This window comes from Paenibacillus sp. LPE1-1-1.1 (assembly GCF_040676435.1).
GTDB lineage: Bacteria > Bacillota > Bacilli > Paenibacillales > Paenibacillaceae > Pristimantibacillus.
The window spans coordinates 2,021,883-2,035,975 of record NZ_JBEGHY010000001.1 but is presented as its reverse complement, the minus strand read 5'-3'; the positions used below and the strand labels follow the sequence as shown (position 1 = coordinate 2,035,975).

Annotated in this window: 11 protein-coding genes; 10 read left to right on the top strand and 1 reads right to left on the bottom strand. The window is 50.3% G+C overall.

Annotated elements, in window-relative coordinates:
- Positions 1-7 precede the first annotated feature (7 nt).
- Positions 8-445 (bottom strand): DUF2621 domain-containing protein, encoded by a 438-nt coding sequence (locus MRBLPE1_RS08935; RefSeq protein ID WP_364144195.1) that lies wholly within the window; start codon positions 443-445, stop codon positions 8-10.
- Positions 446-546: 101 nt separating this feature from the next.
- Between MRBLPE1_RS08935 and MRBLPE1_RS08930 the strand changes: the two genes are divergently transcribed.
- The 10 genes from MRBLPE1_RS08930 (at position 547) to MRBLPE1_RS08885 (ending at position 13,899) form a co-directional block, all read left to right on the top strand.
- A complete protein-coding gene (locus MRBLPE1_RS08930) occupies positions 547-1,677 on the top strand; it encodes a deoxyribonuclease IV (RefSeq protein WP_364144192.1) in 1,131 nt (376 codons plus the stop codon).
- Positions 1,678-1,734: 57 nt separating this feature from the next.
- Positions 1,735-2,637: a formyltetrahydrofolate deformylase gene (gene purU / locus MRBLPE1_RS08925; protein ID WP_364144190.1), complete on the top strand. Its 903-nt coding sequence runs from the start codon at positions 1,735-1,737 to the stop codon at positions 2,635-2,637.
- 162 nt (positions 2,638-2,799) lie between these two features.
- Positions 2,800-4,818 (top strand): transketolase, encoded by a 2,019-nt coding sequence (gene tkt / locus MRBLPE1_RS08920; RefSeq protein ID WP_364144188.1) that lies wholly within the window; start codon positions 2,800-2,802, stop codon positions 4,816-4,818.
- A 49-nt stretch (positions 4,819-4,867) separates the two neighbouring features.
- Positions 4,868-5,185 (top strand): pyrimidine/purine nucleoside phosphorylase, encoded by a 318-nt coding sequence (locus tag MRBLPE1_RS08915; RefSeq protein WP_308997175.1) that lies wholly within the window; start codon positions 4,868-4,870, stop codon positions 5,183-5,185.
- 291 nt (positions 5,186-5,476) lie between these two features.
- Positions 5,477-6,334: an ABC transporter permease gene (locus MRBLPE1_RS08910; protein WP_364144589.1), complete on the top strand. Its 858-nt coding sequence runs from the start codon at positions 5,477-5,479 to the stop codon at positions 6,332-6,334.
- Positions 6,335-6,348: 14 nt separating this feature from the next.
- Positions 6,349-7,230, top strand: coding sequence for a carbohydrate ABC transporter permease (locus MRBLPE1_RS08905; RefSeq protein WP_364144185.1), 882 nt, complete (start codon positions 6,349-6,351; stop codon positions 7,228-7,230).
- Between the two features lie 40 nt (positions 7,231-7,270).
- Positions 7,271-8,980, top strand: coding sequence for an extracellular solute-binding protein (locus MRBLPE1_RS08900; protein ID WP_364144182.1), 1,710 nt, complete (start codon positions 7,271-7,273; stop codon positions 8,978-8,980).
- 83 nt (positions 8,981-9,063) lie between these two features.
- A complete protein-coding gene (locus tag MRBLPE1_RS08895; RefSeq protein WP_364144180.1) occupies positions 9,064-10,812 on the top strand; it encodes a sensor histidine kinase in 1,749 nt (582 codons plus the stop codon).
- Positions 10,805-12,439: a response regulator gene (locus tag MRBLPE1_RS08890; protein ID WP_364144177.1), complete on the top strand. Its 1,635-nt coding sequence runs from the start codon at positions 10,805-10,807 to the stop codon at positions 12,437-12,439. Before MRBLPE1_RS08895 ends, MRBLPE1_RS08890 begins: the two co-directional genes overlap by 8 nt.
- A 17-nt stretch (positions 12,440-12,456) precedes the next feature.
- Entirely contained in the window at positions 12,457-13,899 is a 1,443-nt protein-coding gene (locus MRBLPE1_RS08885) for a family 43 glycosylhydrolase (RefSeq protein ID WP_364144174.1), read from the top strand.
- Positions 13,900-14,093: the final 194 nt, after the last annotated feature.

Sequence of the window (14,093 nt, the reverse complement as noted above, 5' to 3'; positions counted from 1 at the left end):
CTTAAACTCATTTATTAAGTAGATGCTTATAGGGAGCATAGTCGATTCCTTGGCGATCAAGGAATGATACCAGGCTGCGGTAATCACGTTTTGGGGTGGCTCTTATGTAGCCTTCGATACAGTGTTCGCGCGTGACGGACGATGCGCCGTGTTCAATCGCGACTTGGCCGATTTTAGCTGCGATCGAATGTTTTGCGATATCGCGAAAAGCGGTGGGCACCGGGGATACGAGCTCATCGAGCAAAGACTTGGAATCGTCGTTCCACATGCTGCGGCTGCGTTCTACCCAGTAGTTTTGCCAATCGAGCTTGGACTTGCCGTCTCGCATCGGAAGCACTTTGAGAAATTTTCGAAACATGAAAAATCCGCCAATCGACATAGCAACAACCATGACGATCGCCCAAAAAACGATAAAGTACATAAACCAATCAGGCGCAACTTTCATAAGTGTCTTTCACCTCAATAATGAATTATACCGTATTCCTAGATTTATTTCGACATTCCTTGTAAAATAAGGTTTGATCAACCGAAAGGGGCGAAAGATTCATGCTGAAAATAGGTTCCCATGTATCATTTTCGGACAAGGGGCTGCTCACTGCAGCGCAGGAAGCCGTATCCTACGGCTCAGGCACATTTATGATTTACACCGGCGCACCTCAGAATACGAGAAGGAAGCCGATCGATACGCTATATATTGAAGAAGGCAAGACGCTTATGGAGCAATCGGGCATCAATGAGATTATCGTCCATGCGCCTTATATCGTAAACCTGGGCTCTTACAAGGATTCGACGTTCGAGCTTGCCGTTTCCTTTTTGCAGGAAGAAATTCGCCGGACGGATTACATCGGTGTACGTAATATTGTCCTTCATCCGGGCGCTTATACGGACAAGGACGCCGAATATGGCATTGCGCGCATAGCGGAGGGCCTTAACGAGGTGCTTGCCGGAACGAAGGAAACGAATGTGAACATCGCCCTTGAGACAATGGCGGGCAAAGGCACGGAAATCGGTCGCAGCTTCGAAGAGCTGGCTGCCATTATTGACAAGGTTCAAGACAATCACCGTCTTACCGTCTGCATGGATACATGCCATATGCATGATGCAGGCTATGATCTTATTCATGATCTGGATGGCGTTCTCGAGCAGTTTGACCGTTTGGTCGGACTTGACCGCGTAGCTGTAGTCCACGTCAATGACAGCAAAAATTCACGCGGAGCCGGCAAGGACAGGCATGCCCCGGTTGGCGCAGGCTGGCTGGGACATGATGCGATCCAGCGGATCGTTCACCATGACGGTCTCAAGGGCCGTCCGTTTATTCTTGAAACGCCGTGGATCGGCAAAGAAGATAAAACGGAACGTCCGATGTATGAAGTAGAAATCGCTTTGCTTGGCGACAATGGCAGAAGCCGTTTGGGAGAACCGTTCTTCGAGGACGTAGAGCGTCTCCACCATTTCTTCGGCAAGCAAGAAATCGATCCAAGAGTATTCGTGCTGTCTACGTGGGATTTATTGAAAACCGACGCGAAAGCGAAAAAAGCAGATCCGCGTGAGCCGATGGAGCGGCTTTACGATCTTGTAATGGCAGGCGATGCATTGTCTTCCGAACTGACGGAGGAACAAGTGAACCAGCGTATTACGGCTTGGTTTGGCGGCAAAGAGCTGCTTGCTAGAATTTAGTATCCAAGCTATTCCCTCCATATTATTTATATCGTTGTGAAAGGAAGTTAAGAGTCCATGTCATCACAATCCAACCCGTCCGAGGTACAGAATCAATCCGGCGGAAAAAGCGGCCGCGCACGCATGCTTATATCTTGTCCGGACCGTTCGGGCATCGTTGCGGCTGTTTCCCATTTCTTATATGAGCACGGAGCGAATATCGTGCAATCGGATCAATATACAATGGATCCTGAAGGCGGCATGTTTTTTATCCGCTTTGAATTCGATCTGAATGATCTGGAGAAAGAGCTTCCTGTTCTGGTGGAGGATTTCGCGCGAGTGGCTGACCGCTTCGACATGAAGTGGCATACCTTCCGCGCCAGCCGCAAGAAAAGGCTGGCAGTCTTTGTTTCCAAAGAGGATCATTGCCTGCTTGAGCTGCTTTGGCAGTGGAAGGCGGGAGACTTGGATGCCGATATCTCCATGGTAATCAGCAACCATCCCGACATGCGCGAGCTTGTGGAATCCTTCGGCATTGCTTATCATCACATTCCGGTAACGGCTGCCACAAAGGCCGAAGCGGAGCGCAAACAGCTTGAAGTGGTTGCGGATAAAGCGGATATCGTTGTTTTGGCCCGTTACATGCAGATTATTTCGCCGAAGTTTATCGAGCAGTTCCCTAACCGGATTATCAATATCCACCATTCCTTCCTTCCGGCATTCGTCGGGGGCAAGCCCTATGCACAGGCCTATACGCGCGGGGTGAAAATAATCGGCGCAACCGCGCATTACGTGACCGAGGAATTGGACGGCGGCCCGATTATCGAGCAAGACGTTCAGCGCGTAAGCCACCGCGACAACGTCGATGATCTGAAGCGGATCGGACGGACGATCGAACGCGTCGTACTGGCCCGTGCAGTGAAATGGCATATCGAGGATCGTGTAATTGTGCATAATAATAAGACGGTTGTATTCAACTAGCTGTATTTTTATGCGAGAATTCTATTTTTTATGATGGAAAACAAGCATGCACAGTGATACAATATTCAAAGTTATTGCGAACTGGTATGACGCTGTATCGTTAATGAGAAACCATATAACGAAACGAAATGAGACTAGATGAGATTATAGGAGGAAATTGGAATGACGGTTACACAAAAATCAATTGAACAGCTTTCGATCGATACGATTCGTACCCTAGCGATCGATTCTATCGAGAAAGCGAAATCGGGGCACCCTGGTATGCCTATGGGCGCTGCTCCAATGGGTTATCAACTATTTGCAAAAAACATGAAGCACAACCCTTCGAACCCTACTTGGGTAAACCGCGACCGTTTCGTATTGTCTGCAGGTCACGGCTCGATGCTGCTTTACAGCCTGCTTCACCTTTCCGGTTATGATTTGCCGCTTGAAGAGCTGCAAAACTTCCGCCAATGGGGCTCATTGACACCAGGACATCCTGAGTTCGGCCACACGGCAGGCGTAGATGCTACAACGGGTCCGCTTGGACAAGGTATTGCCATGGCCGTTGGTATGGCGATCGCTGAAGCTCAGCTTGGCGCTACTTACAACAAAGAAGGCCATGATCTAATCAACCACTTCACTTACTCCATTTGCGGCGACGGCGATTTGATGGAAGGCGTTTCCCACGAGGCAGCTTCTTTCGCAGGTCACTTGCAGCTTGGCAAATTGGTTGTTCTATATGATTCAAACGATATCTCGCTTGACGGCGAGCTTAGCCTATCGTATTCCGAGAGCGTACAAAAACGCTTTGAGGGTTACGGCTGGCAGGTTCTTCGCGTAGAGGACGGCAACGACCTCGAAGCGCTGACCAAAGCAGTAGCTGAGGCGCAAGCAGACTTGTCCAAACCGACTTTGATTGAAGTTAAAACGGTTATCGGTTACGGAAGCCCGAACAAAGGCGGCAAAGGCGGACATGCAGGTCCTCACGGATCACCGCTCGGCGCTGACGAGACCAAATTGACGAAGCAAGCATACGGCTGGTCAGAAGATCTTCAGTTCCACGTTCCTGATGAAGTTCGCGCGCATTTTGCTGATGTAAAAAGCAGCGGCGAGCAAGCAAACGCACAGTGGGATGCGGCTTTCGCAGCATACAAAGCAGCTTTCCCTGAATTGGCGGCTCAGTTCGAACTTGCAATCTCCGGCGCATTGCCAGAGGGCTGGGATGCTGACCTTCCTGCTTACAAAGTAGGAGACAGCGCAGTATCGACTCGCGTAGCTTCCGGCAACGCGTTAAACGGACTTGCGAAAAACGTTCCGACTATCTTCGGCGGCTCTGCTGACCTTGAAAGCTCAACGATGACGCATCTGAAAGGTTTGACGCAGTTCAAACCAGGCAGCTATGACGGCCGCAACCTTTATTACGGCGTTCGCGAATTCGGTATGGCTGCTGCAATGAACGGGATTGCCCTTCACAGCGGTTTGAAAGTATTCGGCGGTACGTTCTTCGTATTTACGGATTACCTTCGTCCTGCCGTTCGTCTTGCTGCATTGATGAAGCTGCCAGTCGTATACGTGCTTACGCATGACAGTATCGCAGTCGGCGAAGACGGTCCTACGCATGAGCCGATCGAGCAGCTTGCTTCGATCCGTATCATCCCTGATCTTACGGTTATCCGTCCGGCTGACGCTAACGAAACTTCTGCTGCTTGGGCATATGCGGTTGAGAACACAGGCAACCCGGTTGCGCTTGTGCTTACTCGTCAAAACCTGCCTATCCTTGAAGGCACAGTAGACGGCGTTCATGAGAATCTTCGCCGCGGCGCTTATGTTGTATCTGATGCTGCTAACGGCAAGCCGCAAGCTCAAATTCTTGCAACAGGCTCCGAGGTTCAACTGGCGGTTGCAGCTCAAAAAGCTTTGGCAGAGGAAGGCATTCAAGTTCGTGTCATCAGCATGCCGAGCTGGGATCTCTTTGAGAAACAATCGAAGGAATACAAAAATTCCGTTATCCTTCCAGAGGTTAAAGCTCGCCTTGCGATCGAAATGGCTCATCCATTCGGCTGGGAGCGTTACACGGGAGACCAAGGCGATATCCTTGCTATCGACCGTTTCGGCGCATCCGCGCCTGGCGACCGCGTAATCAAAGAGTATGGCTTCACGGTTGAGAACGTTGTTAGCAAAGTGAAAGCATTGCTGTAATAACGCCTCAAAGCTTAACATCCGACAGATAAGGGAGATTACGGCTACCATGTCTCAATTCGATAATGTATCCATCGTCAAGAAGGCTAACGTCTACTTCGACGGCAAAGTAACGAGCCGCGCTGTATTGTTCGCGGACGGAACCAAAAAAACACTCGGCATCATGCTGCCGGGCGATTATGAGTTTGGAACAGACTGCGTTGAAATCATGGAGATTTTGGCCGGCGATTTGAAAGTGCTCCTACCTGGCGAAACAGAATGGCTGCACATTCAAGGCGAAGGCGAATTCCAAGTGCCAGCGAACACGAAATTCAAGCTTCAGGTTGCTGAACTTACAGACTATTGCTGCTCGTATATCTACGAGTAAAACATTTCTGATCAAATGAAGAAGAGGTTTTCCCGAATTGTCGAGCAATCGCCTTCGGGAAGGCCTCTTTTTTTTTGCTGTTTGTGCCGAATAGGATGGCAATGCCCTAATCCCCTAATATCGTGCTACCAATCTTAAAACATTGTTATATAAGGAATGAGGTGCTCGGGGCTACAATTAGTTCTGTAATCGCTAACATAGACAGAACGAAAAGGGTGAAAGGGGGAGAACCTATTGAAACAACGGATTGCACGGAGGTGGAATTTTAAGCTTACCTGGCCGCTGCATGTCATGCTGGTGCCTGGTATAGCGCTCGTCCTTATCTTCTCGTATTTGCCGATGCTGGGACTTGTCATGGCTTTTCAGGACTTCCAGCCGCAGCTTGGTTTTTTTCGATCGGAATGGATCGGATTTGAAAACTTTAAGCTGATGTTTGAATATCCGGATGCCAGGCAAGTGATATGGAACACCTTGCTTATTGCGGTCATCAAGATCGTTGCTCATCTCATCGTCCCGCTGGTGTTCGCGCTTTTGCTTAACGAGGTGCGGAAAATGGTGTTTAAACGGTTCGTGCAGACGTTCGTTTACCTGCCGCATTTTCTATCCTGGGTTATTCTCGGAGGGATTTTGCTGGACATGCTGTCGACCGACGGCGGACTGGTGAATCAAGCGCTCGGCTGGCTTGGCATCGAGCCGATTTTTTTCCTCGGCAACGGGGATTGGTTCCGGTTTACGGTAATCGTCAGCGATGTTTGGAAGGATTTCGGATTTTCGACAATCATTTTTCTAGCCGCTCTGTCCGGCATTAATCCTGATTTTTACGAGGCTGCGCTCATTGACGGGGCTAATCGCTGGCAGCAAGTGCTGAAGATCACGCTTCCGTCGCTGATTCCGATAACGATCGTCGTTGCGACGCTTTCACTCGGAAATATTTTAAACGCAGGCTTTGACCAAATTTTCAATCTGTACAATCCATTGGTGTATGAAAAAGGCGACATTATCGATACCTATGTCTACCGCGTTGGCCTAATCGGCGGAGACTTTGGTTTCGGTACCGCAGTAGGCGTGTTCAAGTCGCTTGTCAGCTTTGTTCTGATCGTTATTTCATACCGGCTCGCCTATAAGCTGGCCAATTACCGCATTTTCTGAAAGGGGGGAGCCACATGCATCATCGTTCGTTAACTTATCGTATTTTCTCCGTGGGAAACGGAGTGTTTCTAGCACTTTTGTCATTCTTGTGTATTGCTCCTCTACTTCACGTGCTTGCGGTATCATTCAGCTCGTCGGCGGCCGCGGATGCGAATATCGTGAAGCTGTGGCCGATCGGATTTTCGCTCGAGGCCTATAAGGTGACGCTCTCAAATGAGCATTTCGTAGGCTCGTTTGCGAATTCTGTGCTGCGTACGGTAATCGGTACAGCCATTGCTGTCGGCTTGTCCGTTCTAATCGGTTATTCGTTGTCCAAGGAAACGAATGAGTTCAAGGGCCGCAATATGTATGCTTGGTTTTTTGTCTTCACGATGCTGTTCAGCGGCGGCCTCATTCCCGGGTATATGGTCGTTCAGAAGCTGGGCTTGCTGAATTCGATTTGGGCGCTGGTGCTTCCGGGCGCGGTTAGCGTGTATAATACGATCTTGTTGATGAATTTTTTTCGGACCTCGGTGCCGAAGGCGTTGGAGGAAGCCGCATTTATTGACGGAGCGGGCCATTTTCGGGCCTTGTGGAGCATTTACCTGCCGATCTCGCTGCCTTCGCTTGCCACGATCGGGTTGTTCACGATGGTTGGACATTGGAACGCATGGTTTGACGGCCTCATTTACATGACGCAAACGGAAAAGTACCCCATGTCCACATTGCTGCAGACGCTGGTTGTGCAGCGCGATTTGAGCAGCATGAATGTAAATGCGGAAGAGATGAAGGAGCTGTCCAACCGGACGGTCAAGACGGCTCAAATTTTTATCGCAACGCTGCCGATTATCGCGGTTTATCCTTTTTTGCAAAAGTTTTTCGTGAAAGGGATCGTGCTGGGTTCCGTAAAGGAATAAGGCATGCTATGAATAAAAGAATACTAAGGGGGAACTCATTTTGAATAAAAGATGGATGAAGCTGGTTGCTCTAATGACGTCGCTCGTCATTTGCATGGGCCTGCTGGGCGCATGCGCAAGTTCGAACGGAAACAACGGCAGCGCAGGGGAAGCTTCGGCTGATCCCGAGAAGCAGGCCGAGGTGAAAAACGTGCTGGAGACGGGGAAATTCAGCGAGCCGGTAAAAATGGATATCGTGCGTCAAATGACCAGCGACGTTAAGTTCCGGAGCGGGGAGGATATCAACAATAACCCGCATGTAACCTGGGCGAAAGAAACGTTTAATATCGATTTGAATTACGTGTGGACGGCTGACAGCAGCTCCATCGATACAAAAATCAGGCTTCTGCTGTCTGCCAATGAAGACCTGCCGGATATCGTTCAATACCGCGGCTCGCAGGATGTTGTCGATGCGTTGATCGATTCGGGAAAATTCGTCGAGGTTGGCGATTTGTTTGAGCAGTATGCCAGCGAGTCGTATAAGTCAGCGATGGCGGAGGATGCGAGCGTCTGGAATCCGTACGTGCGCGACGGCAAAAAATATGCGATTCCGGTATTGGACTACTCCAATAATAACGATACGGTTCTCTGGATCCGGGACGACTGGATGAAGAAGTATAATTTGCAGGCGCCTGCCACGATTGAAGACATGGAGAAAATGATGGAGATTTTCGCGAACGAAGATCCTGACGGAAACGGCAAGAAGGATACGGTAGGTCTCGCGGTCGGCTTGAAAAACGGTATGAACACATGGGGCCTTGCGGATGCCGACTTCATCTTTGGCGCATATGGCGTAATGCCGGCGCAGTGGAATGCCGATAGCGAAGGGAAGCTCGCTTACGGGTCCATTCAACCGGCGGTGAAGACGGTGCTCGGCAAGCTGAAGGATTGGATGGATAAGGGCTACATCCATAAAGAAGCTGGGCTTCACGATGAAGGCAAAGCAGCAGAGCTGTTCTCATCAGGCAAAGCAGGCATTGTTGCTGCTCCTTATTGGGCTGGGGGCTGGCCGCTTCCGGCAGTTAAGGAAGTGGACAAAAATGCGGACTACAGCGCATATCCGCTGCCAGCGGGACCAGACGGCCATATTGGCCGCAGCCAATCGGGCGTGAGCAACGGGGTTGTTTTGATCAACAAAAATTTCGAGCATCCGGAAGCGTTCTTCCTTTATGCCAACTATCTCTATGACAATCAAGGCGACCCGCAGGCTGGAAGCCCGCTTGAATACGGGTTTGAAGAGGGTTATGATTACTTGATCAAAGACGGTCAGCCAACTTGGGATCCCGCACAATTCCCGGAAGACAAGCCTACCATGAATATAGGCAAATATACGCTGCTGTTTGACGGCGCGCGGATTCCTTCACTCGTTATGAAGACGATGAATGATTTGGACGGCGGCAAGGAGCCGGAAACCGCATTCGAGAAAAGATCATCGATGGATATGGACAAAAACATTCATGGCGGCGCCGTAAACTTTAGCCAGATTCAATACGCGATGCCGAACCTATACAACGGCTCCCCTACGAAGACGTATAAGAAGCGTTGGGATTTCCTGAGCAAAAGCGAGAAGGAAACCTTCAACAAGATCATCTACGGCGAGAGCCCGATCGATGCCTTCGATACGTATGTAGCCCAGTGGAAATCATCCGGCGGGGATACGATTACGGATGAAATTAATGAATGGTACGATTCAGTAAATACCAATGAATAAGTGACATCGGGTTCAAGGCTGGCACCCTTTCCTCCTAAGGGGGGAATCGGTGCTTTTCCTTGTCGGAGAGGGCGGCATACCTAATGGAAAAATCGAATATTTTCAAAAAAATATTGGCCATTCTGGGATTGCTGCTCATTCCGTTCGTGGCGCTTTACTCCTACTCCAATCAAGTCAGCGTTCAGGTCGTGCAGGAGGAGATTCAGCAAAACAACCGAAACAAGCTCTCTTTTCTTGTCCAGCAGATCGATGACGAATTCAACCAATTCATGACCTCCGTCAACAACTTGGGCATTGAGCCGAGAGTCAAATCTTTTATCGCGATGGACCCGCAGTCGAGCAGCTATGCTTCCTTTGAGCTAAAGCTGGAGCTGCAGGAAGAGCTCGAAAGACGAGGCAAAACAGGCGGTTGGTCCCATTCGTATACGCTTTACGCACCTATGTCGGATCAGGTTGTGAGCACCCACGGCTCGATCACGTTCAAAAAGCTGTTTCGGGATGAAATCGTCGGCAAGCCTGTTGATCCTTTTATTTGGAAATTCGAGCCTATGGATAATTCCCGCGTGCCCGACTCGTTCACATTTCGGACGATAGAGCCTTTGTCGGCTTACGATCACACGGAGGAAGCGGACCTTGTCGGGGAAATAAGGGTGGATGCCAAAAATATCGGGGATATGCTGACCTCATTCAAGTCGGACAGCTCAGGCGATCCGTTTCTTTACCATCCGGATTATGCGCCAATCGTGACCCGGACGGCGAACATGGACCGAATTGATGAGCTTATTCCATCAATCGCGGCAAGAAGCCATTCGAAAGAGGAGCAAGGTACGTTTATCACATCGCTGCAAGACGCGCGTTATATGGTCAATTTTATCAAATCGGATACAATCGGCTGGTATTTAATCGAATACGTGCCGCTTGAAAGCATCTTGGATCCGATCACGTCAAGCCGCAATTGGTTTTGGTTATCGATGAGCGTGATAGCCATCGTCAGCGTGCTGGCTGCTTTTCTGCTTTATAAACATGTGCAGGTGCCTATACGCGAGCTTTTCCTAGCCGTTAAGCGTCTGAGGAAGGGCGATTATACGGTTCGAGTAGACAGCGGCAAGCGTGATGAATTTGGTTATTTATTCGATCAGTTTAACTTGATGAGCGAGCAGATCGAAGATCTTATCGACCGCGTATACGAGGAGAAGCTGCGCTCCAGGGAAGCAACGCTTAAGCAGCTTCAATCACAGATTAATCCGCATTTTTTATATAATTGTTTGTTTTTCATGAAAAATATGACGCGGCTTGGCGAGCAAGAGGCCGTTATGGCTATGGCGGTTAAGCTGGGCGAATATTACCGCTACACTACGCATGTGGACCAACAGGAAACGACGGTCGGAGACGAGATTAAGCTGATCCGCAATTATTTATCGATCCAAAACATGCGCATGAACCGAATCCAATTCGATATTGATATTCCAGAGGCGATGGAAGAACTATCGCTGCCTCGCCTGCTGCTTCAGCCGATCGTTGAGAATGCGATTATTCACGGCATCGAGCAGAAGGAGGATGCCGGGGCGATAACCATCAAAGGGCTGGCTTTAGCGGATGAATATATTATTATCATTGATGATGACGGGATCGGCATGGGCGAGGAATCCCTTGCGGAGCTGAGAGAAACGATCGACATGCCGGGTGAAGCAAGCGGAAGCTGCGGCATGCGCAACGTGCATCAACGGCTTATTCATAAATACGGCAGCCGGTCGGGGCTTGAGCTTGAGCATTCACCTGCCGGCGGCTTAAGAGTGATTGTACGGTGGAAGGAGGATGACGAGCATGCATGAGATCTTAATCGTCGATGATGAGAGATCGGTTGTCGAAGGCGTTGCCGCGACGCTGCCATGCGACGAGCTGAAAATAGGCACGGTACACAAGGCATTCTCCGCAACGGATGCGCTTGCCATTATGAGGCAGCATCCTGTTGATCTTGTGATTACGGATATCCGGATGCCCGGTATTTCTGGGCTGGAGCTGATGGATAAGGTTCACGAGGCTTCCCCGTCCACGCAATGTATTTTGCTTACAGGCCACGCTGAATTCGAATATGCCAAGCGGGCAATCACTGGCGGCGCTTCCGACTATTTGCTGAAGCCTGTAAATGACGAAGACTTGATCCAAGCTGTCGATAAGGCGCTGGGCACCGTTCGGAGAGAGTGGGAGGAGCTCGTATCCCGCGACAATACCATGAAGACGATGAGAGAAAACTTGCCGCTGCTGCGAAGGGATTTATTGATCGAGCTGCTGCAAGGGCATTCGATTCCTGCAGACGCGCTGGCAGATAAGCTGTCTCAGCTTATGATTCCTTTCTCTCCGGATGACGCGGTCGCTTTGCTGCTTATTCGTCTGGAGGAGCCGTTCGTACATTATGGCTATAAGGACCGCACACTTCTTGAATACGCGGTCAGCAACGTAGCTGAAGAAGTGCTGCGCGAGCGCTGCCAGGTATGGGCCTGCAAGGAAGCGCATGGATATTTGGCCTTTGCGGTAAAAAGAATAAATCAATCCAAATCGCGAGAATGGACGAAATCCGCAGTAAATGAGCAGCTTATGCGACTTGGCGAGCTGATTCAGCGGCAGGTAGAAACGTATTTAAAGGGCGCAGTCTCGGTTGTCATCGGTGAAGAAGGCGCCTTTCCCGAGCATTTGGCTGCTTCTTACAGCAGCGCGCTGGCCGCATTCCGCAAGCATATCGGAAGAGGAAAAGGCTACCTGCTTTCACTGGGCGAGCATCAGGAGAAAGCGGCTGTGCAAACGCTCAGGCGGCTCTATGAGCCCCCGATGCTTCAGGATTTGCTGGAAGCGGGACGCTGGGACGCGTTTGAAGAAAAGCTTGGTCTCATATTCGAGGAGCTCGAGACGGAATTCGGTGACTCTGCCGAGCATGCCTTCGAGTCGTTCTGCGCCGTGACGGGCGCATTGACCTTTATTGCCCACAAGAGCGGATACGGATTATTCGAATTTCTTAAGCCGAGCGAGCGGGCATCGTTGAACTTCGAATCGTTCGAGACGTTCGGGCAGCTTCGGGACGGTCTGTTCCGTCTGACGGCGCTTATGCGCTCATCGCTTGAAAGAGAGGCGGCCGACGGCCATACCAAGCTGATCTACAAGGTTCAGCGATTTATCGAAGAGCATTTGGATAGGCCGATCTCGCTGCAGATGATAGCGGACCGCGTTCACCTGCATCCCGTTTATGTATCTCAAATGTATAAAACGGTAACAGGAGAAAGCTTGACCGATTATATGCTTCGCATTCGAATGGAGAAATCAGCCTATTTATTGAAAACTACGAATCTTAAAATATATGAAATCGGAATGAAATTCAGCTATCAGAACGCAGCGTATTTCATTAAGCAGTTCAAAAAGGTGTACGGGATGACGCCGCAGGAATACAAGGATCAGCATTCGATCTAACCGGGAGGATGATGGGGATGGAAAACGGGGCAACGATTCGCAACGCAGCGGCATGGATGGACAAAGACGGCGAGCCGATAAGGGCACACGGCGGCTGGATGCTGCAGCAGAACGGTTATTTTTATTGGTTCGGCGAGGATCGGACAGAGGGCAGGAAGGTGTCCTGCTACCGCTCAAGCGATTTATGCCATTGGGAGAGCAGAGGCGCGGTGCTTACGCTTGAATCCAAGGCACGCCCGATATATTACAGGACGTCGCTGGAGCTGTTTCCGTCAGACAAGGAAGACATTGGCTTCAGACAAGGAGCCGTAATTGAACGTCCTAAGGTGCTTCGCAACGAGCGGACAGGCAAATATGTCATGTGGATGCATTGGGAAAACGGCCGCAATTATAACGATGCCCGCTGCGCGGTTGCGACCTGCGATACGATTGACGGCGAATACGTCTATCATGGGAGCTTTAACCCGGTTGGCTATATGTCGAGGGATTGCACGGTATTTCAGGATACCGACGGCAGCGCGTATTTCATTTCAGCCGCAAGGGATAATGCCGATCTTCTCGTTTATCGGCTATCGGATGATTATTTAAGCATTGAGGAGAATGTCAAAACATTATGGCCCGGGCAGTACCGGGAGGCGCCGGCCGTCCTCAAGCGGAACGGGATCTATTTCCTCGTAACTTCGGCTTGTACGGGCTGGCTTCCGAACCAGGGTGCGTATGCCTATTCCGACAGCTTGACAGGCAGATGGTCGCAGCTTATGCCATTCGGTGATGCAACGACCTACGATACGCAGCCGGCATTCATTGTGCCGCTGCAATCGCAGGGCGAAACTGCTTATTTATATGTGGGAGATCGTTGGGATCCGTCCAATTATCATCATTCCACCTATGTATTTCTGCCTTTAAGCTTTCCATCGGATAAAGAGCTGAAGCTGGAATGGGCGGATCGGTTGACCATGGATCTCTCTAACGGCCTGCTTGAACCGCAATTGGAGCCGAGCGGCTTGCACCGGATCAAAAGCTGCGGAGCAGAGCGGTATATGGCCATCGCGCTGGAGAGAGAAGGGGCTGCCGAAGTAATCGGCGGTGTTCTGTCTTACGCTTCGGAAGAGCAGAAATGGACCGTGGAGCCTGCGGGGGATGAAGGATATGTTCGTATCAGAAGCAAGGCGGACAGCCGCTGCATTGCTGTGAATTTATCTTCAGACCGCTCGAGCGATGAGCCAGCCATACTGGAGCGAAGCGACGTTCCGTGCTGTACGGAATGGTCGCTGGACTACGATACGGATGCCGAAAGCGGCGTATGGATTCGAAACCGCACGACCGGAAAAGTGCTGAGTGCGGGTTATGGCGAAGGAAAAGACCGTAAACATGCATACGTGTTTGTAACCCAAGCGGCCGAGCATGACCCGAGAAAAGGACGCGATCCGCAGCGATTCGAGATATTGAACGTTTATTAAGCATAAAGCAGCCTGGAATAAAATGCCGCCGCAGGAGAGCCGACTCAGGGCTTATCCGCGGCGGCATTTGTTTGCAGGGAAAAATCAAAATTCGATTTTTCGTGACATCTATGCCTGAAATCAAATTGATTGGGCCGCGCAAATCGGATAAGGTTAATGGAGAAGGAAGCGCCCATAAGTAATGCTATGGTATG